The 23,960-nt window shown below is 68.7% G+C and carries 24 protein-coding genes; 16 read left to right on the plus strand and 8 right to left on the minus strand.

Annotated elements, in window-relative coordinates; translation table 11 throughout:
* Nucleotides 1–74: 74 nt before the first annotated feature.
* From ACESK8_RS05830 to ACESK8_RS05845, 4 genes are all read left to right on the plus strand, one after another.
* Nucleotides 75–842, plus strand: coding sequence for a siderophore-interacting protein (locus ACESK8_RS05830; RefSeq protein WP_372967705.1), 768 nt, complete (start codon nt 75–77; stop codon nt 840–842).
* Nucleotides 843–874: 32 nt separating this feature from the next.
* Complete coding sequence (locus ACESK8_RS05835) at nt 875–1,279, plus strand: VOC family protein (protein ID WP_372967706.1); 405 nt, start codon at nt 875–877, stop codon at nt 1,277–1,279.
* 279 nt (nt 1,280–1,558) lie between these two features.
* Nucleotides 1,559–2,728: an RtcB family protein gene (locus tag ACESK8_RS05840; protein ID WP_372967707.1), complete on the plus strand. Its 1,170-nt coding sequence runs from the start codon at nt 1,559–1,561 to the stop codon at nt 2,726–2,728.
* Between the two features lie 154 nt (nt 2,729–2,882).
* The gene (locus tag ACESK8_RS05845; protein ID WP_372967788.1) at nt 2,883–3,107 is read left to right on the plus strand and encodes a hypothetical protein; all 225 of its coding nucleotides are present in this window, start codon (nt 2,883–2,885) and stop codon (nt 3,105–3,107) included.
* 15 nt (nt 3,108–3,122) lie between these two features.
* On the opposite strand, the gene ACESK8_RS05850 is transcribed toward ACESK8_RS05845, so the two are convergent.
* A complete protein-coding gene (locus ACESK8_RS05850) occupies nt 3,123–4,577 on the minus strand; it encodes an MFS transporter (protein ID WP_372967708.1) in 1,455 nt (484 codons plus the stop codon).
* A gap of 57 nt (nt 4,578–4,634) precedes the next feature.
* Nucleotides 4,635–5,996, minus strand: a complete 1,362-nt coding sequence (locus tag ACESK8_RS05855; RefSeq protein ID WP_372967709.1) for a M20/M25/M40 family metallo-hydrolase — start codon at nt 5,994–5,996, stop codon at nt 4,635–4,637.
* A 55-nt stretch (nt 5,997–6,051) separates the two neighbouring features.
* Here ACESK8_RS05855 and ACESK8_RS05860 point away from each other — a divergent pair, with 55 nt between their 5' ends.
* The 4 genes from ACESK8_RS05860 to ACESK8_RS05875 all read left to right on the plus strand — a co-directional run bounded on the left by ACESK8_RS05860 (nt 6,052) and on the right by ACESK8_RS05875 (nt 8,334).
* Nucleotides 6,052–7,062: an FUSC family protein gene (locus tag ACESK8_RS05860; RefSeq protein ID WP_372967710.1), complete on the plus strand. Its 1,011-nt coding sequence runs from the start codon at nt 6,052–6,054 to the stop codon at nt 7,060–7,062.
* Between the two features lie 38 nt (nt 7,063–7,100).
* Nucleotides 7,101–7,499, plus strand: coding sequence for a hypothetical protein (locus ACESK8_RS05865; RefSeq protein ID WP_372967711.1), 399 nt, complete (start codon nt 7,101–7,103; stop codon nt 7,497–7,499).
* A gap of 63 nt (nt 7,500–7,562) precedes the next feature.
* Nucleotides 7,563–7,829 carry a thioredoxin domain-containing protein gene (locus tag ACESK8_RS05870; RefSeq protein WP_372967712.1) on the plus strand — a complete coding sequence of 89 codons (267 nt, stop codon included), beginning with the start codon at nt 7,563–7,565 and terminating at the stop codon, nt 7,827–7,829.
* 94 nt (nt 7,830–7,923) lie between these two features.
* Nucleotides 7,924–8,334: a VOC family protein gene (locus ACESK8_RS05875; RefSeq protein WP_372967713.1), complete on the plus strand. Its 411-nt coding sequence runs from the start codon at nt 7,924–7,926 to the stop codon at nt 8,332–8,334.
* Between the two features lie 10 nt (nt 8,335–8,344).
* Here ACESK8_RS05875 and thrC read toward each other — a convergent pair whose 3' ends face one another.
* Nucleotides 8,345–9,748 carry a threonine synthase gene (gene thrC / locus ACESK8_RS05880; RefSeq protein WP_372967714.1) on the minus strand — a complete coding sequence of 468 codons (1,404 nt, stop codon included), beginning with the start codon at nt 9,746–9,748 and terminating at the stop codon, nt 8,345–8,347.
* A 175-nt stretch (nt 9,749–9,923) separates the two neighbouring features.
* Here thrC and ACESK8_RS05885 point away from each other — a divergent pair, with 175 nt between their 5' ends.
* The 6 genes from ACESK8_RS05885 (at nt 9,924) to ACESK8_RS05910 (ending at nt 17,638) form a co-directional block, all read left to right on the plus strand.
* Nucleotides 9,924–10,208: a hypothetical protein gene (locus tag ACESK8_RS05885; RefSeq protein WP_060927541.1), complete on the plus strand. Its 285-nt coding sequence runs from the start codon at nt 9,924–9,926 to the stop codon at nt 10,206–10,208.
* Complete coding sequence (gene glgX / locus ACESK8_RS05890) at nt 10,205–12,415, plus strand: glycogen debranching protein GlgX (RefSeq protein ID WP_372967715.1); 2,211 nt, start codon at nt 10,205–10,207, stop codon at nt 12,413–12,415. Before ACESK8_RS05885 ends, glgX begins: the two co-directional genes overlap by 4 nt.
* Nucleotides 12,412–14,760: a malto-oligosyltrehalose synthase gene (treY, locus tag ACESK8_RS05895; protein ID WP_372967716.1), complete on the plus strand. Its 2,349-nt coding sequence runs from the start codon at nt 12,412–12,414 to the stop codon at nt 14,758–14,760. Before glgX ends, treY begins: the two co-directional genes overlap by 4 nt.
* Nucleotides 14,757–16,514 carry a malto-oligosyltrehalose trehalohydrolase gene (gene treZ, locus ACESK8_RS05900; RefSeq protein ID WP_372967717.1) on the plus strand — a complete coding sequence of 586 codons (1,758 nt, stop codon included), beginning with the start codon at nt 14,757–14,759 and terminating at the stop codon, nt 16,512–16,514. The genes treY and treZ overlap by 4 nt, the downstream gene beginning before the upstream one ends.
* Before the next feature lie 99 nt (nt 16,515–16,613).
* Nucleotides 16,614–16,946 carry an ArsR/SmtB family transcription factor gene (locus ACESK8_RS05905; protein WP_372967718.1) on the plus strand — a complete coding sequence of 111 codons (333 nt, stop codon included), beginning with the start codon at nt 16,614–16,616 and terminating at the stop codon, nt 16,944–16,946.
* Nucleotides 16,946–17,638 (plus strand): cation transporter, encoded by a 693-nt coding sequence (locus tag ACESK8_RS05910; protein WP_372967719.1) that lies wholly within the window; start codon nt 16,946–16,948, stop codon nt 17,636–17,638. Before ACESK8_RS05905 ends, ACESK8_RS05910 begins: the two co-directional genes overlap by 1 nt.
* A gap of 193 nt (nt 17,639–17,831) precedes the next feature.
* Here ACESK8_RS05910 and ACESK8_RS05915 read toward each other — a convergent pair whose 3' ends face one another.
* Both ACESK8_RS05915 and ACESK8_RS05920 read right to left on the minus strand, forming a co-directional pair.
* Nucleotides 17,832–18,434, minus strand: a complete 603-nt coding sequence (locus tag ACESK8_RS05915; protein ID WP_372967720.1) for a response regulator — start codon at nt 18,432–18,434, stop codon at nt 17,832–17,834.
* Nucleotides 18,431–19,648 carry a histidine kinase gene (locus tag ACESK8_RS05920; protein ID WP_372967721.1) on the minus strand — a complete coding sequence of 406 codons (1,218 nt, stop codon included), beginning with the start codon at nt 19,646–19,648 and terminating at the stop codon, nt 18,431–18,433. The genes ACESK8_RS05915 and ACESK8_RS05920 overlap by 4 nt, the downstream gene beginning before the upstream one ends.
* Nucleotides 19,649–19,802: 154 nt before the next feature.
* Here ACESK8_RS05920 and ACESK8_RS05925 point away from each other — a divergent pair, with 154 nt between their 5' ends.
* Nucleotides 19,803–20,342 carry a small multidrug efflux protein gene (locus ACESK8_RS05925; protein ID WP_372967722.1) on the plus strand — a complete coding sequence of 180 codons (540 nt, stop codon included), beginning with the start codon at nt 19,803–19,805 and terminating at the stop codon, nt 20,340–20,342.
* Between the two features lie 53 nt (nt 20,343–20,395).
* Here the strand turns inward: ACESK8_RS05925 and ACESK8_RS05930 are convergent, their stop codons facing one another.
* The 3 genes from ACESK8_RS05930 to ACESK8_RS05940 all read right to left on the minus strand — a co-directional run bounded on the left by ACESK8_RS05930 (nt 20,396) and on the right by ACESK8_RS05940 (nt 23,260).
* The gene (locus ACESK8_RS05930) at nt 20,396–21,970 is read right to left on the minus strand and encodes an Ig-like domain-containing protein (protein WP_372967723.1); all 1,575 of its coding nucleotides are present in this window, start codon (nt 21,968–21,970) and stop codon (nt 20,396–20,398) included.
* Between the two features lie 181 nt (nt 21,971–22,151).
* Nucleotides 22,152–22,712 (minus strand): dihydrofolate reductase family protein, encoded by a 561-nt coding sequence (locus tag ACESK8_RS05935; protein WP_372967724.1) that lies wholly within the window; start codon nt 22,710–22,712, stop codon nt 22,152–22,154.
* A complete protein-coding gene (locus tag ACESK8_RS05940) occupies nt 22,709–23,260 on the minus strand; it encodes a TetR/AcrR family transcriptional regulator (RefSeq protein WP_372967725.1) in 552 nt (183 codons plus the stop codon). Before ACESK8_RS05940 ends, ACESK8_RS05935 begins: the two co-directional genes overlap by 4 nt.
* Before the next feature lie 258 nt (nt 23,261–23,518).
* Here ACESK8_RS05940 and ACESK8_RS05945 point away from each other — a divergent pair, with 258 nt between their 5' ends.
* A complete protein-coding gene (locus tag ACESK8_RS05945; protein WP_372967726.1) occupies nt 23,519–23,947 on the plus strand; it encodes a MarR family winged helix-turn-helix transcriptional regulator in 429 nt (142 codons plus the stop codon).
* Nucleotides 23,948–23,960 lie beyond the last annotated feature (13 nt).

Raw genomic sequence — 23,960 nt, forward strand, 5'->3', positions numbered from 1 at the left:
GCGCGCGACGGCGCGGGACGAGGGGACTTAGGCATGCCTAAGTCGACGCCTCGAAGATAGGTTAGCCTTACTTTATGAGCGAGACGAAATCCGGTTTCACGATCGAGCGGCGCGGACTCGATCTGCACTTCCGCACCGCGACTCTGGTCGCCAGGGAATGGCTGGCACCCGACTATGTACGGCTACGGCTCAGCGGGAGCGAACTCGCCGGTTTCGACTCCCCCGGCGCGGACGACCACATGCGGCTGTTCTTCCCCACCGGCCCCGTGAGCTCCGTGGAAGAGATGCGCGCGGCTCCGAGCCGGGAGTACACCCCCGTCGCCTGGGGATCCGACTGGCTCGATGTCGAGTTCGCGGTGCACGGCGATCAGGGCATCGCCGCACCCTGGGCGGCGACCGCGCCACTGGGCTCGTCGATCGGCGTCGGCGGCCCACGCGGCTCGGCGCTCCTCGCCGGCACCCCCGGGTCGTGGCTGCTCGCCGGAGACGAGACGGCGATCCCCGCGATCCGACGCTTCGCCGCGCTGATCCCGGACAGAGCTCCGGCACGCATCGCCATCGAGACCCGCAGCCCCGGTCGCGAGGTCGACATCGACACCGCCGTCGCCGTCGAGTGGCTGCACCGCGGCGACGCCCTCTCCGGCTCGCTGCTCGCCGCCTTCCTCGAGGGGCTCGGCGAAGGGGACCCGGTGGGGCCTGAACCGTTCGTCTTCATCGCCGCCGAGCAGTCGGTCGTGAGGCCGGGACGGGCGCTGCTCGAACGCTGGGGCGTCGACCCCCACGTCGCGATCGTCAAGGGCTATTGGAAGCGCGGCGAGACGGAATACCACGCCCCGCACTAGTGCGGATCGGTGCGTCCTGGAAAGCTGGAGCCATGGCTCTTCTGGATCACCTGGGTATCACCGTCGACGAACTCGAGCGCGGACGTGCGCAGTTCCATCCGGTCCTCACCGCACTCGGCTATCAGAGCGGCGGAGAGGACGACCACTCGATCTCGTGGCACAACGGCGACGAGACCGAGATCATCCTGTACACGTGGGATGAGGCCTCCGGGCCGCACCGGCACGGCCGCGTCGGTTGGCAGCACATCGCCTTCTCCGTGCCGTCGCGCGACGAGGTCGATCGCTTGCATGCGGTGGCACTCGACGCGGGCTGGACGGCCGTGCGCGAGCCCAAGGAGTACCCGCGCTACTCCGAGCGCTACTACGCGTCCTTCGTGGAGGATGCCGACGGCATCCGCATCGAGTTCATGCACAACCCGGCGCGCGAGACGGCTTGACTCCCGGGCGTGTCGCGCCCTAGTGTGGCAAAGCTGTGCCGAACGGGCGCAGCACTCACGCCGAGGAGACGACGGATGTCCGCTGTGCGGAATCTTCCTTTCGCCACGGTCGGGGCGCTTAAGCAGAAGCGCAACGACCGCGATGAGTCGTACCCTCCGGCGCGCGCCGTGTGACAGCATCCGCTGTTCTCATGCCCCGCACCGTCAGGTCCGGGGCTTTCTTCATCTCTCACGAGATCCCCGACCTGTGGCTGAACACATCACCCAAGGAAAGGAATCATGGAGAGGCTCTCCACACGGCTGCTCTCGTGGGCGTCGATGATCGATGAGAAGACGCTCGATCAGGCGCACACCACGGCGCGCATGCCGTTCATCCACCCGCACCTGGCGCTGATGCCGGATGCGCACCTCGGCAAGGGGGCGACGGTCGGGTCGGTCATCCCGACGCTCGGTGCGATCATCCCGGCCGCCGTGGGCGTCGACATCGGCTGCGGCATGATCGCCGTCCGCACCCGGTTCACGAGATCGGACCTCACGGGTCGCGACCTCGCCGAACTGCGCGAGCAGATCGAGCGCGCGATCCCGCTGTCGGCCGGTCGCTACAACAACAAGATCGTCGCGACCGCCGAGCCTCGCATCGCCGAGCTCGAGGCCCTCGCCGAGAAGAGCGAGTTCGACCCGGAGAAGTACGCCAAGAACTGGCGGCTGCAGCTCGGCACGCTCGGCTCGGGCAACCACTTCATCGAGGTGTCGGTCGACGAGCTCGATCGCGTGTGGCTGTTCCTGCATTCCGGATCGCGCGGCGTCGGCAACCGGATCGCCGGTCACCACATCGGAGTCGCACAGCGGCTGGCGAAGCAGTGGTGGATCGATCTCCCCGACCCGGACCTGGCGTACCTCGTCGAGGGCACGCCTGAGTTCACCCGCTACATCAGAGAGTTGCGCTGGGCGCAGCATTTCGCGCTCCTCAACCGCGAGGAGATGATGGACCGGGTCGCGAGACAGGTCTCGGAGTTCGTCGGCACTCCGGTCGACGAGCAGGAGCGCATCAACTGCCATCACAACTTCACCGAGTCCGAGAAGCACTACGGCAAGAGGGTGTGGGTGTCGAGGAAGGGCGCCATCCAGGCGGATGCGGGTCGCCCGGGCCTCATCCCCGGTTCGATGGGCACGGCGTCGTACGTGGTCGAGGGACTCGGCGATCCGCAGTCGCTGAACTCCTCACCGCACGGCGCAGGCCGCGAGTACTCGCGGTCGGCGGCTCGGCGCACTTTCTCGCACGAGCAGCTCAGGGCGGCGATGGACGGCATCGAGTTCCGTGACACGGATGCTTTCATCGACGAGATCCCGCAGGCGTACAAGCCGATCGATCAGGTCATGGCGGATGCCGCAAGCCTGGTCGCCATCAGGCACACGCTGCGCCAGCTCGTCAACGTGAAGGGCGACTGATCCGGAGAGTGGGCCGCGGCGGAAGACCGCGGCCCACCCTCTCTGCACGTGATGCGGATCGCGCCGGTTCTCCCCGAACGCGGGATGACGATATACAACGCGCACGCCCGCCGCCCGGCGCATGGAACGATGCGAGGATGACACGGTGCACCTCATGAACGACGCTCAGATCTGGACGATGATCGGTGCCTTCACGGCGCTCATGTTCGGCATGCTGACCGTCGTCTCGAGCCTGTTCGTCCGCGTGGTGCGCACCGAGATCGGCGGCCTCCGCAGCGAGATGAACGCCCGGTTCGACACCGTGAACACGCGCATCGACGGTCTCGATCGGGACATGCAGGCCGTCGTGAAGCGCACCTTCGGGCTCGACCGCGATTGACCGTCCCCGCAAGCCTCAGACCACCGGCGCGGCGACGGTGTCGGCATCCGCTCGATCGGTGAAGGCCGCCTTCGGGACGAACACCAGGATCGCCGCGGCGACGAGTGCCGTCACGCCGCACACCACCCAGACGGTGATGTAGCCGGCGAAGGAACCGGCGGTGCCCTCGACCGCGCCGCTCGCGCCGTTCAGCAGCGCGATGCCGAAGACGCACGACGCGATCGCGCCGCCGACGGTCTTGACCGAGTTCGTGAGGCCCGTCGCGACACCCGTCTGGCTGGGCGGAGCCGCCGAGGCCGCCGCTGCAGGCAGCGCCGCGACGAGCGCTCCCGACCCGAGGCCCACGATGACCATGTTCGTCACCACCTGCGCGTACGAGTCGTGGAACGGCAGGAAGAGCAGGAATCCGACACCGACGAGAAGGGACGCGAGCATCAGCGTGACCCGAGGCGTGAGCAGCCGGGCGACCGTCGGGAACAGGAGGGCACCCGCGATCATCGCGATCAGGTACAGCCCGATGATCAACGAGGTCGCGAAACCCGTGGTGCCCAGTCCGTAGCCGTAGACGCCCGGATCCGTGCGGGCGAAGGTCGACAGCGGTGCCTGAGCGCCGAGCACGCTGACTCCGAACAGACCGGCGGTGAGGAACACGGGACCGAGCGCCGGCGACCGGAACATCCGCACGTCGATGACCGGATCGTCGCAGCGCAGCTCCCACAGCACGAACGGGACGACGAGAAGGATGCCGAGCAGCACGACGGCCCATGACCACGGATTGACGAGTCCTCCGTCGAGACGGAGCAGGCTGAGACCGCCGGTGAAGCAGATCAGAGCGAGCGAGATCAGGACCACGCCGACCGTGTCGAACACACCGCCCGTCGGCTCCGGCGATTCCTTCACCCCGAAGAGGATGACGAAGAAGCAGATCACGATGAGCACGGCAGGGATGAGGAGCACCACCGTCAACGGCAGGACGTCGATCAGTGCGCCGCCGACGAGAGCGCCGATGATCGCGCCGCCCTCGAGTGCGGCGACCAGAAGGCCCGCTGCCTTCGCCGTGATCGACGAGCGCCCCTCCATCCGGCGCGAACGCGACCAGATGAGCGCGATCTCGAGCGGCAGCCAGACGACGTAGAAGCCCATCAGGGTCCAGCCGATCAGGAACACGGGGAACGAGTCCGTGAACGGGAGGACGAGAGCCGCGGCTGCGGTCAGAGCGGTCGAGATCAGCAGCATCCGCTTGTGTCCGACCATGTCGCCCAGCTTCGCGAAAGCCGGGACGACGAGCGCGGAGAGCATGAGCTGCGTGCCTTCGAGCCAGTTCACGTCGGCATCGTGGATCCCGAGATGCCGGGCGATGTCGGTCAGCATGGGCGTGTAGTAGCCCTGGAGCACGCCGCTGGTGAACTCGACGAAGGCGAGGAACCCGACGACCGTCGCCAGGGTGCCCAGAGTTCGATTGCGCGTCATCGCGGCTCCTCGGTGAAAAGGCTGGTCCGGGCGCTCAGACGACCGGGAAGGGTGAGATCACCCTAGCCGCTCGAGGAGCGCGCGATGGAAGCGCTCGCCCCGCTCGAGCGCGACGATCTCGACGCTCTCGTCCACCCCGTGGATCGACGCCCGCTGCGCGTTGGACATGTCGAGCGGCGCGAACCTGTAGACTGCGGGCGCGAAGCGGTGGAGGTGGCGGGAATCCGTCGCCGCCATCATCACGTAGGGGACGGCGGGAACGCCCGGGTGCGAGACCGCGAGCGCGTCAGCGAGCAGCGCGAACTGGGCGTTGTCGGTCGCGGACTCGGGCGAGGGCTCGCTCGCCTCCTCGACGCGCACCGTGACGAGCGGATCTCGGATGCGGCGGCGCACGCGCAGCACCGTCTGCTGCGTGGTCTCTCCGAGTGCGATGCGCAGATTGACCGTCGCGGACGCCTGTGACGGCAGCACGTTCGCCGCGGTCCCACCCGACTGCATCGTCGGAGCCACGGTCGTGCGCACGAGAGCCGCGGCCTCGCCGCCGAGGGCTGCGAACAGTCGGCCGGTGAGCAGCGGAGCCGCGCCGAGAAGGCGCAGCAGCTGCCCTGCGGGGCCCGGGGTGTGACTGCCCAACCGGGTGAGCATGCGACCGACGGCCTTCGACGGGCGCGGTCGGAAAGTGCCAGGCCCGAGCCGGTCGACCGCTCTCGCCACGCGCCGCACAGCGGTGAGAGAAGGCGGCGCCGAGGCATGGCCGCCCGAGCCGCGCGCCGAGAGCGTGAGGGTCATGACGCCCTTCTCGCCGACGCCGATCATCGCCGCACGCCCCGGGACGAACGGCAGGGGCGCATCGACCACAGCCCCACCCTCATCGACCACGAGCCAGGGGACGATCCCCCGTTCTCTGAGCACCCGTGCGATCTCCTCCGCGGCACGACCATACGTCTCCTCGTTGCCGCCGAAGGACAGGTAGACGTCGCGCGCCGGAACGAAACCGTCGGCCAACAGATTCTCGACCGCCTCGAGCACGACGATCAGCGGCCCCTTGTCGTCGAGGGCACCGCGCCCGTAGACCACGCCGTCGGCGATGACGCCATCGAACGGTGGATACGTCCAGTCGTCGCTCTCATCCACAGGAACCACGTCGTAGTGCGCCATCAGCACCACGGGCCCCTCGACTGCGCCATCCGTGCCGCCCTGGGCCTCCCGGCCCGACCAGTGGAAGAGAAGCCCGAAGTCGGTGTGCCGCTCGAGGTCGAGGTGCTCGTGGACGAGCGGGTAGAGCTCGGCGAGCAGCGCGACGAACTCCTCGAACGGCGCCGTGCCGCGCTCCTCCAGTTCCGCCGAGACGGTCGGAAGCCGGATCATCCGCGAGAGGCGGTCGGCGATTCCGGGGCGAGGATCTGTCACGTCGGCCATCGTATCCCCGGGTCCAGCGGCGAGCAGTGAGCCCCCGACGCGAGAGAATCGAGTGATGAGTCTTTTCGCCCTGGCCCCCAAGCGCGGACCGCGCTGGCACCTCGCCACCCAGGCGGCGCTGGGCATCGCCGTGCCGATCGCCGTCATGACTCTCCTGGGCGAGCCCTCGTTCGGCTACATCGCGGCGTCCGGAGCATTCACGGTGCTCTTCGCCGGCGCGGCGCCGGTGGTCGAACGAGCGAGGATCCTCCCCTTCGTCGCCCTCGGCCTCGTCGTGTGTGCCGCCCTCGGGGTCGCCCTCGCCCCGAACGCCTGGCTGATGAGCATCGGCGTCGTCGTGGTGGCGGTGGCCAGCGCGGCCTTGGCCTTCGGATACCGTCTCGGCCCGCCCGGTCCGCTCTTCTTCGTGCTGGTCTTCGGCCTCTCGGCGCACGTCATCGCGACCTCGCCGGTGGATCCGCTGACCTATCTCACCGCGCTCGCTGCAGGATGCGCGTTCTCCTACCTCGTCGCGATGGCCCCGCTGCTGCGTCCCCGCACACGGTCGGTCTCCGCTCGGCCGCTACGCGAGCTCCTGCCAGGGCCGGGCTTCACGCCCGAAACGCGTCTGCTGCTGGTCCGGGTGGGACTCGTCGCCGTCGTCGGCGTCCTGCTGGGACTGCTGATCGACCCCGCCAGGACCTACTGGATCGTCGGGTCGGCGGTCGCGGTGATCGGCGTCGCCGCCGCCCGCCGTGCGGCGGTGCAACGGGGGCTGCATCGGATGCTCGGCACCGTCGCCGGCGGCGGTGTCTACGCGCTCCTCGCCCTGCTGCATCCGTCCGGCCTCTGGCTCGCCCTGCTGCTGGGCGTGCTGCAGTTCACGATCGAACTCGTGGTCGTCCGGCACTACGCGCTCGCGCTGGTGTTCATCACGCCCCTGGTCCTGCTGCTGACCGGCGCTGCGACGGGTGAGATCGGGTCTCTGGACGTGGCGTGGGAGCGCATCGTCGACACCGTCGTGGGCGCCGCGCTCGGCGCCGTGTCGGGGCTGCTGCATCCCCGCGCCACCACGTCGAGCGCCTGACGCTCGACGGCCGCTGCCACAGAGGCCATACTCGCACCATGACCCGCGCACCCGAGATCGCCGACTACCATCGCAGGCTCGGCCCCGACGACCGACTGATCTGCGACCTCCTCGCCGAGGAGATCGACCGGGGACTCCCCGAGGCGACGGCCAAGGTCTGGCATGCCCACCCCGTCTGGTTCCTCGACGGCAACCCGATCGTGGGGTACGACCGGCTGAAGGACGCCGTGCGCCTGATGTTCTGGAGCGGGCAGTCGTTCGCCGAGCCGGGACTCACCGCCTCGGGGTCTTTCGAGGCGGCCGAGGCGAGGTTCGTCGACGTCTCGGAGATCGACACCGAGCGTCTCGCGGTCTGGCTGTCCGAGTCGCGGGTCGTGCAATGGGACTACGAGCACATCCGCACGAACCGCGGCCTCGTCAAGCGCACCGAGTTCTGACCGCGACACGGGAACAGCGCGAGTGGATGTCGGGTTGCACCCTGTGACGACGACGGGAGATCGATGGAACTGACACTGGTCACCTCCGCGTTCTGCGGCGCCTGCTCGCGCACGCGCGCCGTCGTCGCGGATGCCGTGCGCTATCTCCCGGATGCGACCGTGACAGAGATCGATGTCGCCACCGAACCGGATGCCGCGGAGGCGCTCGACATCCGCTTCACCCCGACCGTCATCATCCGCGATGCCGCCGGCACCGAGGTCTTCCGCGCGGAAGGGGTGCCGACGGTGCCTCAGGTGCTCACTGCTGCGGTGAAGGCGCTCCCCGTCTGAGCGCGCGTACTCTCTTGCGGATGTCTGACCCTCGGCGCAGAATGAGCCGCAGCGGGGCCGACGGCGGACCCGCCTGACATCGCTGGGGGCAGTCATGGCCAATCTCAATCCGTATCTCTCGTTCCGCACGGAAGCGCGACAGGCGATGGAGTTCTATCAGGGGGTGCTCGGCGGCGACCTCGAGGTCAACGTCTTCGGCGAGTTCCCCGACATGGTCCAGAACCCCGACCAGCACGATCTCGTGATGCACGCGCAGCTGACGACGCCCGACGGGCTGGTGCTGATGGCGTCGGACACGCCGGACGGCATCCCGTTCGAGCCGCCGCAGGGGTTCTCGGTGTCGCTCAGCGGCAACAGCCAGGCCCGCACGCAGGAGGTCTGGGACGCGCTCTCGGAGGGGGCGGCGATCACCATGCCGCTCGACACTCCGCCGTGGGGCGGCTCCTTCGGGATGCTCGTCGACCGGTTCGGAGTGCCGTGGATGCTGCACGGCGACCCGGAGTGACCCGAGGGGCTCAGCGCAGCGCGTGAGCCTCGATGAAGGCCCGGAGTTCGTGCTCGTCGTCGGCCATCTCCGTCTTGTGCTGCGGAGCGTCCAGCATGGAGCGCAGCTCCGCGGAGTACTCGAGTTCGATGCCGATCGCCTCACGGATGGTGTCCGCGAACTTCTGCGGTTTCGCCGTCTCGAGCACCAGCATCGGCACGCCGGGTTCGACGTACTCGCGGGCGACCTTGACGCCGTCTGCGGTATGAGGATCGATGATGTCGCCGGTGGCTTCGTAGACGGAGGCGATGGTGGCGAGTCGGTCGTCGTGCGTCGAGGTGCCGCTGACGATCCCGAACTCGTCGACGAAGCGCGCGAGCTCCGCGGTGAAGTCGAAGTAGCCCTGGGTCTCGAGCTCGCCCCACGCGCTCACCACGCGGGACGCGTCGCGCCCGACGAGCTCGAAGATGAAGCGCTCGAGGTTCGACGCCTTCGAGATGTCCATCGAGGGGCTCGACGTGGCCAGGGTCTGCGCGGCGCTCCGTGGACGGTAGACGCCGGTGCGGAAGAACTCGTCGAGGACGTTGTTCTCGTTCGCCGCGAGCACGAGGCGGCGAATCGGCAGCCCCATCTGCTTCGCGAAGAAGCCGGAGAGGATGTTGCCGAAGTTGCCGGACGGCACCGTGAAGGAGACCTCGGTCCAGCCCCCGGCATCCGTCGCGCGCAGCCACGCCCAGAAGTAGTAGACCGTCTGCGCAGTGATGCGCGCGAGGTTGATCGAGTTGACCGCGCCGAGGTGCTGAGTGCGCTTGAAGTCGAGGTCGCCCGCCAGCACCTTGACGAGGTTCTGGCAGTCGTCGAAGACGCCGTCCACCACGATGTTGTGGATGTTGTCGTCGGCGAGCGAGAACATCTGAGCCCGCTGGAAGGCGCTCATCCGCCCCTTCGGCGAGAGCATGAACACCGAGATGCGGTCCTTGCCGCGCAGCGCGTGCTCGGCGGCGGAACCCGTGTCACCCGAGGTCGCACCGAGGATGTTGAGCACCGACCCTCTGCGCTCGAGCGCGTACTCGACGACCTCGCCGAGGAACTGCATGGCCATGTCCTTGAAGGCCAGCGTCGGCCCCTCCGACAGCCCGACGAGGGTGAGGTCGTCGCCGATCGAGCGCAGCGGGACGACCTCCTCGGGGAACGGATCGTATGCCGCAGCGGTCATGCGGGCGAGATCGGCCCGGGGGATGTCGGTGGCGAAGAGTCCGAGCACCTCGGTGGCGAGTTGAGGGTAGGTCAGCGCGCGCCAGCGCTCGAGCGTCTCGCCGTCGACGGTGGGCATTGTCTCTGGGACGGCCAGCCCGCCGTCGGGAGCGAGTCCCTCCAGCAGCGTCTCGCAGTACGGCAACGGCTGCATGCCGCCTCGGGTGGAGATGTACTGCACGGAAGCTCCTCGGTTCGGAATCGGCGCGGGGCTTCCATTCTCGCAGGTGGCGGGAGGGTGGTTTCACGAGCGTCCGACTTCGCCGGTATAGCGCCTCAGTCGCCCGGTGGCAATGGTGTTCCGCTGGCGCAGCCGAGCTCATAGCGTGTAGCCATCAACAGAATCAGGAGCCCTCATGAGTGCGAAGACCCACACCGCGCATGACCCCCAGCCCATCCACGGCCAGGCTCCCACGAAAGCGCCTGCCCTTGCGGAGCCGCTGTACGAGCGCGTCGACATCGATCGCTACGTCGTCCTGCACGACGGCCCCGTCGGCTACGTCGAGCACGTGTCGCCGGTCTTCGTCTGCTACGTCGGGCATCCGTACCTGCGTGCGACGGAGGTCGCCCAGGTGCACGACTTCCATGACGCCGTGAAGACCGTCCTGCACCGCGCCGTCTCGATCCGGCGCGCTCAGTGAGCCACGACGTCTGGCCCGGCTCCCCCTATCCTCTCGGCGCGACCTTCGACGGTCAGGGCACCAACTTCGCCCTGTTCAGCGAAGCCGCCGAGAAGGTCGAGCTGTGCCTCTTCGACGACGACGGCACCGAGGAGCGCATCCTCCTCGAAGAGGTCGATGCTTTCGTCTGGCACGGCTACCTGCCCGCCGTGCAGCCCGGGCAGCTCTACGGCTATCGGGTGCACGGTGCCTACGACCCCGCCCAGGGGCAGCGCTTCAACCCGAACAAGCTCCTCCTCGACCCGTATGCCAAGTCCGTGGCCGGCCGCATCGAGTGGGGACAGCCGCTGTTCGGATACGACTTCGGAGATCCCGATTCCCGCAATGACGAGGACTCGGCCGCCCAGATGGTCAAGGGCGTCGTCGTCAACCCGTTCTTCGAGTGGGCTGGAGACCGCCTCCCGAAGACCCCCTACGCACAGACCGTGATCTACGAGGCGCACGTGAAGGGCCTCACCCAGCTGCATCCCGACGTGCCGGAGGAGCTTCGCGGCACGTACGCGGCCATCGCCCATCCCGCGGTGATCGAGCACCTGGTGCATCTGGGCGTGACCGCGATCGAGCTGATGCCGGTGCACCAGTTCGTCTACGACTCCACGCTCGAGGAGAAGGGCCTCTCGAACTACTGGGGCTACAACACGCTCGCCTTCTTCGCGCCGCACAACGACTACTCCTCCAGCGGGCAGCACGGCCAGCAGGTCCAGGAGTTCAAGGCCATGGTGCGGGCGCTGCATGCGGCCGGCATCGAGGTCATCCTCGACGTCGTCTACAACCACACCGCCGAGGGCAACCACATGGGCCCGATGCTCTCGATGAGAGGCATCGACAACGAGGCGTACTACCGGCTCGAGGATGACAAGCGGTACTACACCGACTACACCGGCACCGGGAACTCACTCAACGCCGGCAATCCGCACGCGCTGCAGCTCATCATGGATTCGCTGCGGTACTGGGTCACGGAGATGCACGTCGACGGCTTCCGCTTCGACCTCGCCTCCACGCTCGCCCGCGAGTTCTACGACGTCGACCGCCTGGCCGCGTTCTTCGAGCTCGTGCAGCAGGATCCGATCGTCTCGCAGGTGAAGCTCATCGCCGAGCCGTGGGACGTCGGCCCCGGCGGCTATCAGGTCGGCAACTTCCCGCCGCAGTGGACGGAATGGAACGGCAAGTACCGCGACACCGTGCGCGACTTCTGGCGCGGTGAGCCTCAGGCGCTCGGCGAGTTCGCCTCGCGACTGACCGGTTCCGCCGACCTGTACGAGCATTCCGGCCGACGGCCGGTCGCCTCGATCAACTTCGTCACCGCGCACGACGGCTTCACCCTGCGCGACCTCGTCTCGTACAACGAGAAGCACAACGAGGCGAACGGGGAGGACAACAACGACGGTGAATCCCACAATCGCTCGAGCAATCACGGTGTCGAGGGTCCGACCGACGACGAGACGATCAACCGGGTCCGCGCGCGCCAGCAGCGCAACTTCCTCGCGACGCTGCTGCTCTCGCAGGGTGTGCCGATGATCGCGCACGGCGACGAACTCGGACGCACCCAGGACGGCAACAACAACGGCTACGCCCAGGACAACGAGATCACGTGGGTGGACTGGGAGTCCGCAGACCGCCCGCTCGTCGAGTTCACTGCGGCCGTCGCCCGGCTGCGCCGCGCCCACCCGACCTTCCGCCGCAGCCGGTTCTTCGACGGGCGTCCGGTCAGGTCGGACGACGGTGAGCGGGTCCCTGACGTCGTCTGGCTGCGACCGGATGGTCGCCGGATGGAGCCCGAGGACTGGGACAGCGGATTCGGCCTCGCGATCGGGATGTTCCTGAACGGCCAGGGGATCCGCGAGAAGGATCGTCGAGGTCAGCCGGTGACCGATCAGAACTTCCTCGTCTACTTCCACAGCGGATCCGAGGCCATCGATGCCGTGCTCCCGGACGAGCGGCACGGACGCGGCTGGGAGGTCGCGGTCGACACGGCCGGCGATCGCGCCGGTGGGGACCCCATCGACGCGGGTGCTCCGGTGACCCTCGAGGCGAACTCGCTGCTCGTGCTGCGTGAAGTCGACCAGACCGAGGTGCCGATGGATGACTCGGTCGAGGCGTCGCTGCGCGTCCAGACCGAGCGCGCCGAGGCTCCGGCACCCGCACGGACGCCGGAGCTCCCTCGATGACCCGGCGCCCCCTCTCGACGTATCGGCTGCAGATCCGTCCGGGCTTCACGCTCGACGACGCGGCGACGGTGACCCGCTACCTGGCGGATCTCGGCGCATCCTGGGCCTACCTCTCGCCGTTGCTCGCCGCCACGCCCGGCTCCGATCACGGCTACGACGTCGTCGATCATTCCCGCGTCGACGACTCGCGCGGCGGGCCGGAGGGGCTTCGGCGCTTCGCCGAGGCCGCGCGCGCCGCGGGCCTCGGCATCCTCGCCGACATCGTGCCCAACCACGTGGGGGTCGCGGTGCCGCGAGACAGCCTCTGGTGGTGGGATCTGCTGCGCCTCGGGCCTGCGTCGCGGTACTCGTCGGCCTTCGACGTCGACGACCGGGTGACACAGGGACGAGTGCGGCTGCCGATCCTGGGCGCTCCTCTGGCGGAGGTGCTCGCCGCCGGTCAGCTCGTCGTCGACCGCACTCCCGCCGCAGATGCCCCGGACGGCACGCTGTCGTATTTCGACCACGTGCTGCCGCTCTCGCCCGGTTCGGCCGACCACGCAGACGATGTCGCCGCGCTCCTCGAGGCCCAGCACTACGAGCTGCGGTTCTGGGAGGACCAGAACACCGATCTGAACTACCGCCGATTCTTCGCGGTCTCGGAGCTCGCCGGCATCCGCGTCGAGGATCCGGCCGTCTTCGAGGAGTCCCATCGCGAGATCCTCCGGTGGATCGACGAAGGTCTCGCCGACGGACTCCGTGTCGACCACCCGGACGGGCTGCGCGACCCCGGGGCCTATCTGGAACGGCTCGCCGAGGCCACCGGCGGTGCCTACACCCTGGTCGAGAAGATCCTCGAACCCGGCGAGGAGCTCCCCGGGTGGTGGCGCACCGACGGCACCACCGGATACGACGCCCTGGTCGAGATCGACAGGGTGCTGATCGACGGCACGGGGGTCCGCTCCCTCGACGCGCTCGACCGGAAGCTGCGGTCGGGATCGGGTCTGCCCGCCCCGGAGTCCTGGCACGATCTCATCCACGGGACCAAGCGGATGATCGCCGACGAACTGCTGCAGTCCGAAGTGCGCCGCCTCGTGCGCGCCCTGCCCACCGAGATCGAGGGTGCGGCGGATGCGGTGTCCGAGATCGTCGCGAGCTTCCCCGTGTACCGGTCGTACCTGCCCGCGGGCCGCGAGCACCTCGCGCACGCGATCGAGGACGCCGCCCGTCGGCGCCCCGATCTCCAGGATGCGATCGCCGCACTCGCGCCGCTGCTCGCAGACCCGAGCCTCGAGGTCGCCCAACGGTTCCCGCAGCTGAGCGGTGCCGTGATGGCGAAGGGCGTGGAGGACACCGCGTTCTACCGCCTCACCCGCCTCGGCACCCTCACGGAGGTCGGCGGCGATCCCTCGATCGACTCGATCTCGGTCGACGACTTCCACGACGCCCAACGTGCTCGCGCCACCTCCTGGCCGCATTCGCTCACGGCGCTGTCCACGCACGACACCAAGAGGTCGGAGGACGTCCGCGCCCGGCTCTCCGTGCTGGCCGAGGTGCCCGAGCGATGGGCCGAGGTGCTTGACGACCTGCGCGCGATCGCCTCGACCGGACATGGACCGCTGGATGCGCTCCTCTGGCAGGCGGCGGTCGGCGCCTGGCCGATCTCGACCGAGCGACTGCACGCGTATGGCCTGAAAGCGGCGCGCGAGGCAGCGGAGTCGACCGGCTGGCAGCATCCGGACGTCGAATTCGAGAAGGGCATCGCCGCGGTCGCCGAGGCGGCGAACGGAGCAGCGCGGGAGATCGTCGACGGGTTCGTCAGCGAGATCGTGCTCCCCGGTCGCAGCAATTCCCTGTCGGCGAAGCTGCTCCAGCTCGCCGCCCCCGGAGTGCCTGACGTGTACCAGGGAACCGAGCTGTGGGACCACTCGCTCGTCGACCCCGACAATCGCCGCCCGGTCGACTTCGCCGCCCGCACCGAGATGCTCGCCCGGCTCGACGAGGATGCGACGAACGGCATCCTTCCTCCCCTGGACGATTCCGGCCTCGCGAAGATGCTCGTCACCTCGCGTGCGCTGCGCGTGCGTCGCGATCACCCGGAGCTGTACGACGGATACCGCGCCGGCACCGTCGTCGGCGAGGCCGCTGAGCACGCCGTCGCCATGGATCGTGGAGGGGTGATCGCCGTCGCGACGCGGTTGCCGGTCGGACTCGCTCGACGAGGAGGGTGGGGCGATACCGCGCTGCTGCGTCGGGAGACGCCCGCGGTCGACGTGCTGACCGGACGCCGCTTCGAGGCGGGTTCCGTGCGCCTCGACGAGCTGCTCGACACCTATCCCGTCGCGCTGCTGGTGGAGCAGCGATGATCGACGTCTGGGCCCCGCGGGCCGGCAGCGTGCGGCTGCGGCGACTGACCCCCGCAGGAGCGACCGTCTCCGAGCACGACCTCGCGCCGGACGCCCGGGGCGACGGCTGGTGGAGTGCCGAGGTCGAACTCGCCGAGGGCGAGCGCTACGGCTTCCTGCTGGACGGGCGCGCAGACCTGCGACCCGATCCGCGTTCCCGTCGTCAGCCGCGCGGCGTGCACGGCCCCTCGGCCCTGTTCGACGCGAGCCGTTTCGAGTGGACCGATGCACGCTGGGAGGGACGGCAGCTCGCCGGCGGTGTCGTCTACGAGCTCCATGTCGGCACTTTCACGCCCGAGGGCACGCTGGATGCACTGTCCGGACGCCTCGACCACCTGGTCGACCTCGGCGTCACCCACATCGAGCTCCTTCCGGTCAACGCGTTCAGCGGCACCTGGAACTGGGGCTACGACGGCGTGCTCTGGTACGCCGTGCACGAGGGCTACGGAGGACCGGCGGCGTACCAGCGCTTCGTCGACGCCGCGCACGCCCGCGGCCTCGCCGTGGTGCAGGACGTGGTCTACAACCACCTCGGCCCGAGCGGCAACTACCTCCCGGAGTTCGGCCCGTACCTGCGTGACGGGCAGAACACCACGTGGGGAGCGTCGGTCAACCTCGACGAACCCGCCGTGCGGGAGTTCATCATCGAGAACGCACTGATGTGGCTGCGCGACCTGCACGTGGATGCGCTGCGTCTCGACGCCGTCCATGCTCTGCACGACGAGCGCTCGCCGCACCTCCTGCAGGAGCTCGCGGAGCGGGTGGATGCTCTCGCTGACGAGCTCGGTCGACCTCTCAGCCTCATCGCGGAGTCCGACCTCAACGATCCGACACTCATCCTGCCGCGCGAAGCGGGCGGCTACGGGCTCACCGCACAGTGGTCGGACGACTGGCACCATGCCGTGCACGTCGCGCTCACCGGAGAGACGGAGGGGTACTACGCAGACTTCGCCGCCCCCGAGGCACTGCCGAAGGTGTCGCAGGGCGGGTTCTTCCACGACGGCACCTTCTCGTCGTTCCGCGGGCGCCCGCACGGGTCGCCACTGCCCGAGGACGTGCCTGCGTGGCGGCTCGTCACGTTCGCACAGGATCACGACCAGATCGGCAACCGCGCCGAGGGGGATCGCCTGTCGGCATCCCTCTCCCCCGAACGCCTCGCGGTCGCCGCGGTGCTCACACTCACCTCTCCCGGCACGCCGATGCTGTTCATGGGAGAGGAATGGGGCGCCTCGACGCCGTGGCAGTTCTTCACCTCGCACGAGGAGCCCGAGCTCGCGAAGGCGACCGCGGAAGGGCGCATCGCCGAGTTCGCCCGCATGGGCTGGGATCCGGCGCGCGTACCCGACCCGCAGGATCCGGAGACCTTCCGACGCTCCCGCCTCGAGTGGGACGAGATCGCCGAGCCTCACCATGAGAGACTGCTCGCCCTCTACCGCCGCCTGATCGCACTCCGACGCGAGCGCCCCGAGCTCACCGATCCCGACATGGCGCACACTGTGGTCTCGGTGATCGACGCCGAGGCCGCCCCTCAGTCGCGCGCCTACCGGATCGACCGCGGAGCGCTCTCGGTGCTCGTGAATCTCACCGGCGCCGAGGTCGAGTTCGCGGTGGACGCCGACGCGCGCATCCTCGTGGAGACCTCCGAGGTGAGCGTGACGGGACGGTCGGTCGCTCTGCCCCCGGACTCCGCCGTGATCGTCGGCCCCGCCGCCTGAACTCGGCAGGCGGTGTCGAGCCGCGGGGCGAAGCAGGGCAAAGCAGGGCAATGAAGGTTCAGCGTTCCGTTTATTCAGCGAAAGCTGTACCGTGAAAGGGTGCCCCTCACCGCCTCCCTCACGCATACCGCTGCCGTCGCTCGACTCGGGCACGCACTGTCGGATCCCACGCGCGCCGCGATCCTGCTCGCTCTCCGGGAGGAGCCCGCCTACCCCTCCGACCTCGCAGACGGGCTCGGCGTCAGCCGCCAGCTCCTGTCCAACCACCTCGCGTGCCTGCGGGGCTGCGGTCTCGTCGAGAGCATCCAGGACGGGCGCCGCAGCAGATACCAGCTCGCCGATCCCCATCTGACCCCCGCCCTCGACGAACTCGTGCGCGTGACCCTGCTCGTCGAACCGGACTGCTGCGACGGCGGAGGATGCACCTGCTGATGTCCTCGACCGTCCTCACGCCCACCCGGCGGGCCGCACTGCACCGCCGCATCCGCTTCATCGTGGCCTTCACGATCGCCTACAACGTGATCGAGGCCGTGGTGGCGATCACCGCCGGGTCCGCGGCATCCTCGGCCGCCCTCATCGGATTCGGCCTCGATTCCACGATCGAGGTGCTCTCGGCCGCTGCCGTCGCCTGGCAGTTCACGCGCCGTGATCCCGAGCGCTGGGAGAAGCCGACGCTGCGCGTCATCGCCGTCGCCTTCTTCGCCCTCGCGATCTACGTCGTCGTCGCGTCGGCGTCGTCCGTGCTCAGCGGGGAACGCCCCGAGCACAGCACCGTCGGCCTCGTGCTCACTGCCGTCAGCGTGATCGTCATGCCGCTGGTGTCCCTCGCCGAACGGCGCGCGGGACTCGAGGTCGGGTCGGCCACAGCGGTCGCCGACTCGAAGCAGACGTTGATCTGCACGTATCTCTCGGTCGCGGTGCTGGGCGGCCTCGCCCTCAACAGCCTGTGGGGATGGTGGTGGGCCGACGCCGTCGCCGGATTCGTCATCGCCGTGTTCGCCGTGCGAGAAGGACTCGAGGCCTGGAAGGGCGATGCCTGCGCCACCTCGATCGGCATGATCCTCGAAGAGGAACATGCCGAGGAGCACCATGCGCACGACGACCACGGTCACGGGCCTCGCTGACGGCGTCCCTCGGACGACTTCTCCCGCTCCGCGTCACGTTCGGCGCTCGCCCGGGTCTTGCTGATGAGACCGGAGCAGGCCTGGGGGTAGAGCCCGCTCCGAGTCCGGGCCGCGCGCTCTCCCCTCTGCTGCGCGGCTCGCGGGTGGGGCTGCTCCCACGGCCCCACCCGCCCTTCCCGGGCCGACGCCGATCTCAGATCCAGCCGCGCTCTTCCGCGAGCAGCACCGCCTGCTGCCTCGTGCCCACCGCGAGCTTCGCGAGGACGGCGGAGATGTGGTTGCGCACCGTTCCCGGCGCCAGCGACAGCGTCTTCGCGATCTGGCCCGTCGTCTCCCCTCGGCGGCCCGCGCGCAGCACGTCGAGCTCACGGTCGGTGAGCGGCGAGCGCTCGTCGCTCAGGGCGTCGGCCGCGATCTCCGGATCGACGTACCGCGCTCCCGCCGCCACTCGTCGGATGACGTCGGCGACCTGATCGGCGCCCCGCGACTTCGGCAGGAACCCGGCCACCCCCGAGGCGAGTGCACGCCGCAGGACTCCCGGTCGTGCATGTCGGGTGACGACGACGCAGCGTGTCGCGATCGCACGATGCAGTCGCTCAGCCACCTCGACACCGTCCAGTCCCGGCATCTCGAGGTCGAGCAGGCAGACGTCCGGCTCCAGTCGCAGAGCCGCGGCGAGCGCCTGCTCGCCGTCGGCGCATTCCGCGACGACATCGATGTCCCCTTCGAGCCGCAGCAGCGCAGCCAGCGCGGACCGGATCATCCCCTCGTCGTCGGCGAGCAGCACCCTGATCATGACCGCGCCCTCTCTCGGTCTGCATCATCGGAGGCGGGAACCGTCACCGAGACCACGAAGTCGCCGTCCTCCTCGCGGATCTCCAACGTCCCCCCGGCCTCTGCGATGCGCCGGCGGACGCCGTCGAGCCCTGACCCGACGGGCTCGACCGCGTGCCCCGCCGACACATCATTCGCGACCTCGAACCGCCAGCCCTCGGCGACCCGCCGCAGCGCGAGGCGTGCATGGCGACCTGCGCCGTGTCGGAGGACGTTGGTCGTCGTCTCGCGGATGACCGGACCGAGCGCCGCGGCCGGTGCCTCATCGGCATCGGGGGCGATGTCCGCCTCCACCTCGAGTCCTGCTGCACCGAGAAGGTCGCGTGCGTTCGCGACCTCGTCTCCCAGAGGCACCGAGCGGAACTTCGTCGCCAGGTCCCGTGTGCCCTGCCTGGCTTCATCCACGCTGATCCGCGCTGCCCGGAGCTGCTCGAGAGCGCCGTCGGGATCGCGCGCCATGAGGCGCTCAGCGAGCTCGAGCTGCAGAGCGATGACCTGCAGATGATGTCCTTGCAGGTCGTGCACATCGGTGGCGACACGGAGACGCTCCTGTGTGGCCGCGAGGCGCGACTGCGAGGCTCTCGCCCTGTCGAGCGTGACGAGGACGTCCCACCACCAGAGTGAGCTCACCGACATCGCAGGAAGCATGATCGCGTAGATCGCGGCGACCCATCCTGGCGCTCCCAGCTGGACCATGCCGCGTGCGCCGTCGACGACGGCGAGGCAGATCAGCAGCACGGTCGCCAGGACGACGATCCGCAATCTGATTCCCCTCGGCCAGTTCATCAGGGCGAGCGACTGCACGATCGGCATCAGCGCCAGCAGCCAGCTGCCGGTCACGATGCCCGCCGAGACGCCATAACCCACTGCGATGACCAGCGGCACGAGGATGCGACGCCAGGAGATCCCGGGCTCTGCGTCGACCCGGTGCCGGTAGGCCGCCAGCAGCAGCATGGTCGAGGTCCACCAGACGATGCCCCCTCCCGCCACCACGAGAAGTGCTGCCGGGGGCCCGGGGGTGGCGAAGACCTGCAAGCCCCAGACGAGCACCAGGAAGAACTCGAGGAAGACGACGGCGGAGAACGTGTACCACCACGTCGCCGTGATGCCGCGAGCCAGCTGACGTGCGCCGGGCGGTGCGTCACCGAACGGATCGGCGGCGGGAGAGCTGTGCATGCCCCCACGATACGGGCGTGACAGTTGTCACGGATGCCGCGTGAGGACCACCCGCATTCCGGTGACGGTCCGACACTGCCGCCATCGGACGATGCGCGATGGACTGGATGCACAGCGACGGAGACACCGGCGCACTCACCGACAGGAGCACTCCATGAACCTCATCGAGACCTTCCAGGCCTTCGTCGCCCAGGTCCCCGAGCTGGTCCAGCCGCTGATCGTGGCCTTGGCCGGCGCGATCCCCTTCATCGAGGGTGAGGGTGCCGTGTCGATCGGCATCATCGGGGGCATCCACCCCGTCGTCGCGGCCATCGCGGCCATCGTGGGCAACTTCCTCTGCGTCGCCGTGCTCGTGATCGCCAGTTCGGGCGCCCGCACGGCCATCGTGAACCGCAGCCGCAGCCGTCAGGCCGTGCTCGCCGGCGATGGTGCCGGCGGGGCCGAGGCGTTGCCTGCTGAATCAGACCGCAAGGGTGCACGTCGCGAGAAGTTCCAGCGTGCGTTCGAGCGTTACGGCGTCCCGGGTGTGAGCCTCCTCGGCCCGCTGCTGCTCCCCACCCACTTCACCGCGACCATGCTCGCCGCCTCCGGCGTGGGCAAAGTCCGCATCCTGATCTGGCAGGCAGTCGCCATCATCGGCTGGACGACCGTCGTCGCCGTGATCGTCGGCAGCGCCGTCTACGCGATCCGCTGAGCCACACCTCTCGGCGCGGCTCAGCGGATCAGCGGCGGTTCAGCGAATGCTCGTCAACGTCGTGCGGCGGCCGCGCGACGCCGTGCGGCGACGCTCGTGGCCACGCCTCCACCGAGCAGCAGGACGAGCCCGAGCACCAGGAAGCCTGTCGCTTCGCCGCCGCCCGTCACAGCCAGAGCGCCGGGAGAGGCGCTCGACGAGACGGCCGGACTCTCATCGACGGGCACGACAGGCGTGGGGGTCGGCGACGGCGGAGCGACCGGCACCGCATTCGCCTCGTTCGTGAGAGTGAGAGCGACTCCGGCCGCTGTCGCCGGGGACACTTCGAAGGTTCCGTCGCCTGCATCGACGACGCCCTCGCCGGCGATCGTCCACGCTCCCCAGCTCACACCCTCGATCACCGGCAGGTCGACCTCTTCGATCACGAACGTCGATCCTCCCGGTGCCGGGTCGCTGACCGCCGACTCTCCGACAGGAACCGTGATGGTCTTGGCGGGGGTCGTGGAGCCCTTGATCGAGTACCGCACGGTGTACGTCGCATCCTGCGCCGCTGCGGCCTGCGGGCCGGTCAGGACCTTGGTGATCGAGAAGCGCGTGTCGTCGACGCCGCCACCATCACCGCCCCCGCTCTCGGTCACCGTGTGGGTCGCCGATGTCTCGGTGGTGTTGACCGTGACGTGGTTGCCGAAGACCTCGCCCTCGACCACCGGCAGATCCGACTGCGTGTAATAGACCAGCTTGTACGCGAACCCGCCGGCGGGCAGACCAGACGCCACCAGGTCGAAAGACTGTCCGTCCGCCGCGAACACGACCTCGTAGTTCGCACTCGACACCTCGGTCCATCCTCCGACGAGGATGCCGTCCTCGACCGCTTGCCTGCTGAGCGTCAGCTCCTCGGTGTAGTGGTGATCCGCGAGACCCGCATCGAGGACGTCCGAGATCGTGAAACCGCCCGCCGCCGCGTAGCCGCTGGGAATCTCGACGACCCACCTCAGATGCCCGCCTGTGGAGACGCCCGCGTGCTTCGAGGGCTCGGCGTCTTCGCGCGGGTCTTCCGGAACGATGCCACCGCCGCCCGGCAGGTCGACGATCTCGACGGTGTCGCCCAGATCGAACTCGACCGTCGAGGACGCCGTCGTGCGTGACGCGGTCGCCTGCATCCAGAATGTGCCTCCGACCTGCGCCTTGCCCGTCACCGCGTCCGTGAGGGTGCAGACGACGTCGGGTCCGTCCCCGTCGCTCACGGCACAATCCGCCAAGACCGCGCCGGTGGTCGGGTCGGTGATCGCGAACGTCCCGGCGGCCTGTCGATGGAACTCCGCAGGCATCGTCATCCCGAACGTCTCACCCGCGACGGCGCCGTCGGGGACCGCCCACTCCCCCGAGATCCGCACCTGCTGCCATTGCGTCACCGGCCCGGATCCACTCGTCGTCTCGATCGAGATCCCGCTCATGGCACCCGGATAGGTGACCGTCGGGGCTGCGGCCGCCGGCATGGCGACACCCCAGAGTCCCGAGACACCGACGATCGATCCCACGATCAGGGCGAGGATGCCCCGCCATCGCTCCCGCTTTCTTACTGTGGCGACCGCCTTCTCCCTCGCGGCCGTCGTTGCGTGCGTGCGCACGATTGTGCTGTCCCCAGTCATCGTCTTCCCCAGTCCCATACGAGCCGCTCCCAGTCGCGACTCATCTAAGAGATCAGACAGACGGGCTTCGATTACTCGAATGCCGGTATACGAAACCGATATACCGGCACACAGAGTGGGATCGGCCGAAGCGACGACGACCCAGCGAGGCCGCCGCGCCTCAGTCGGCGACGACGTTGTACGTGGTGCGGACCAGCCCATCGTCGGTGGCATGGCTGCCTCGGACCGTGAGCAGCACGTCCGCATCGAGCTCCCCGAACAGCGAACGGCCGGACCCGAGAATGACCGGCGCCACGGAGAGGGTGAGCTCATCGACGAGACCTGCACGGAGGAAGGACTGGATCGTGCGACCGCCGTCGATGTAGACCTCTCGTGCGCCGAGTTCGTCGAGCACGCGGGTCACATCATCGATCGACGAAGCCGTGCGGACGCGGGGGTCCTCGATGTCCGATCTCGTGGTGAGGACGAGGACGTGCCTGCCCTCGAACGGCCACTCCCCGAAGCCGAGCACGGAGTCGTAGGTGGCACGGCCCATGACGATGGCGTCGACCGTTTCGAAGAACGTCTCCCAGACCAGGGCGGGGCGGTCGGTGGTGGTCGCGACATCGTGATGGCGGGCCGGCGGGTCGGTCAGCCATTCGAGCGTTCCGTCTTCACGGGCGATCTTGCCGTCGGCGCTCGTGCCGATGAATACGCGGCCACGCCAGTTGCGAGAGGTCATCTCCACATCTCCAGAAAGTGTTCGAGGGTTGTCAGGGGGGAAGTCCGGCCCAGCTTCACAGCTGACCGGAACAGGGAACCGTGCAGGGCATCGAGGAGCAGCGTGCCGCCCGCCTCCGCATCGGCGAGATGGGGAAGATCCATCCCGGCGAGCAGCTCGGCAAGTCGCGCCGCCTGTCGACGCCACCCTTCCGCGAGCAGAGCGACGAGTTCGGGTTCCTGCAGCTCGCTGAGCACTTCCGACAGGGCGTAGACGGCGCCTGCGGCCGAGTCGGCGCCGAACTCTCGACTCACGTACTCGCGAAGCTCGGCCTCGGGTTCGCGCCCCTCGGGCAGCGGACCATGCGGGATGAGCTCGATCCACCGACGGGTGAGGGCTTGGAGGAGCCCCAGCTTGGAACCGAAGCGCTTGATCAGCCCCGCCGGGCCGATACCGGCCGCCGGTGCGACATCCTGAAGCGACCACGGAGTGAGGTCGGCGCGCTGCTCCAGCGCTCCGACGATGCGCGCGAGGAGTTCGTCGTCGGTAAGACGTCTGGGTCGGACCATAATGTTAGTAAATCACAATTCACTAACTCGTGCGAGCTGGTGCCCGGCGGACGGATGCAGGCATACTGTCCGACGGACGCGAACATTTCCGTGACCAAACCGTTGCATTCGTTACCTCGCCGTTATAGAGTGATCGCACGGTGAATGTTTGCTGTGGCATCCACCTCATGTGATTGCAGGACACTCTTGGTGCAAGGGACAAGGGCCGGTCGGGAGCCTCTCCGACCGGCCCTTTACTGTTGCCACTAATCTGTTCCCATGACCGATCGCAAGCTCGCCGTGCAGGCCTGGGAGAGCCTGTTCCGCGCTCAGCACGAGCTGTTCACCGAGATGAACGCCGACTTCGAGCACGGCGACCTGGCTCAGGCCGAGTACGACGTCCTCCTCACGGTCACGCGCTCGCCGGACATGTCGGCACGTCTGCGCGATGTCACGGCCAACATGCTGATCAGCCAGCCGAGCGTCTCGCGCCTCATCGATCGGATGGTCACTCGCGGACTGGTCTCCAAGTGCCCCGATCCCGACGACGGCCGTGGCGCATTGATCAGGGCGACGGATGCCGGAGCCAAGGCGTTCCGCAGCATCGCGACCGTGCACGGGCGCTCCATCGCGTCGCGCATGTCCCGGCTCGATGACGAGGAGCTCAGGACGCTCCGCGATCTCGCCGAGAAGCTGCGCACCCGCTGACGCCGGGCATTTC

Source organism: Microbacterium sp. (genome assembly GCF_041641055.1).
In the GTDB taxonomy this organism is placed as follows: Bacteria; Actinomycetota; Actinomycetes; order Actinomycetales; family Microbacteriaceae; genus Microbacterium.

Excerpts from the sequence above, each read along its gene's own strand:
- ACESK8_RS05830 (WP_372967705.1), top strand. The coding sequence starts at position 75 with ATGAGCGAGACGAAATCCGGTTTCACGATCGAGCGGCGCGGACTCGAT.
- ACESK8_RS05835 (WP_372967706.1), top strand. The coding sequence starts at position 875 with ATGGCTCTTCTGGATCACCTGGGTATCACCGTCGACGAACTCGAGCGC.
- ACESK8_RS05840 (WP_372967707.1), top strand. The coding sequence starts at position 1,559 with ATGGAGAGGCTCTCCACACGGCTGCTCTCGTGGGCGTCGATGATCGAT.
- ACESK8_RS05845 (WP_372967788.1), top strand. The coding sequence starts at position 2,883 with ATGAACGACGCTCAGATCTGGACGATGATCGGTGCCTTCACGGCGCTC.
- ACESK8_RS05850 (WP_372967708.1), bottom strand. The coding sequence starts at position 4,577 with ATGACGCGCAATCGAACTCTGGGCACCCTGGCGACGGTCGTCGGGTTC.
- ACESK8_RS05855 (WP_372967709.1), bottom strand. The coding sequence starts at position 5,996 with ATGGCCGACGTGACAGATCCTCGCCCCGGAATCGCCGACCGCCTCTCG.
- ACESK8_RS05860 (WP_372967710.1), top strand. The coding sequence starts at position 6,052 with ATGAGTCTTTTCGCCCTGGCCCCCAAGCGCGGACCGCGCTGGCACCTC.
- ACESK8_RS05865 (WP_372967711.1), top strand. The coding sequence starts at position 7,101 with ATGACCCGCGCACCCGAGATCGCCGACTACCATCGCAGGCTCGGCCCC.
- ACESK8_RS05870 (WP_372967712.1), top strand. The coding sequence starts at position 7,563 with ATGGAACTGACACTGGTCACCTCCGCGTTCTGCGGCGCCTGCTCGCGC.
- ACESK8_RS05875 (WP_372967713.1), top strand. The coding sequence starts at position 7,924 with ATGGCCAATCTCAATCCGTATCTCTCGTTCCGCACGGAAGCGCGACAG.
- ACESK8_RS05885 (WP_060927541.1), top strand. The coding sequence starts at position 9,924 with ATGAGTGCGAAGACCCACACCGCGCATGACCCCCAGCCCATCCACGGC.
- treY (WP_372967716.1), top strand. The coding sequence starts at position 12,412 with ATGACCCGGCGCCCCCTCTCGACGTATCGGCTGCAGATCCGTCCGGGC.
- treZ (WP_372967717.1), top strand. The coding sequence starts at position 14,757 with ATGATCGACGTCTGGGCCCCGCGGGCCGGCAGCGTGCGGCTGCGGCGA.
- ACESK8_RS05910 (WP_372967719.1), top strand. The coding sequence starts at position 16,946 with ATGTCCTCGACCGTCCTCACGCCCACCCGGCGGGCCGCACTGCACCGC.
- ACESK8_RS05915 (WP_372967720.1), bottom strand. The coding sequence starts at position 18,434 with ATGATCAGGGTGCTGCTCGCCGACGACGAGGGGATGATCCGGTCCGCG.
- ACESK8_RS05920 (WP_372967721.1), bottom strand. The coding sequence starts at position 19,648 with ATGCACAGCTCTCCCGCCGCCGATCCGTTCGGTGACGCACCGCCCGGC.
- ACESK8_RS05925 (WP_372967722.1), top strand. The coding sequence starts at position 19,803 with ATGAACCTCATCGAGACCTTCCAGGCCTTCGTCGCCCAGGTCCCCGAG.
- ACESK8_RS05935 (WP_372967724.1), bottom strand. The coding sequence starts at position 22,712 with ATGACCTCTCGCAACTGGCGTGGCCGCGTATTCATCGGCACGAGCGCC.
- ACESK8_RS05940 (WP_372967725.1), bottom strand. The coding sequence starts at position 23,260 with ATGGTCCGACCCAGACGTCTTACCGACGACGAACTCCTCGCGCGCATC.
- ACESK8_RS05945 (WP_372967726.1), top strand. The coding sequence starts at position 23,519 with ATGACCGATCGCAAGCTCGCCGTGCAGGCCTGGGAGAGCCTGTTCCGC.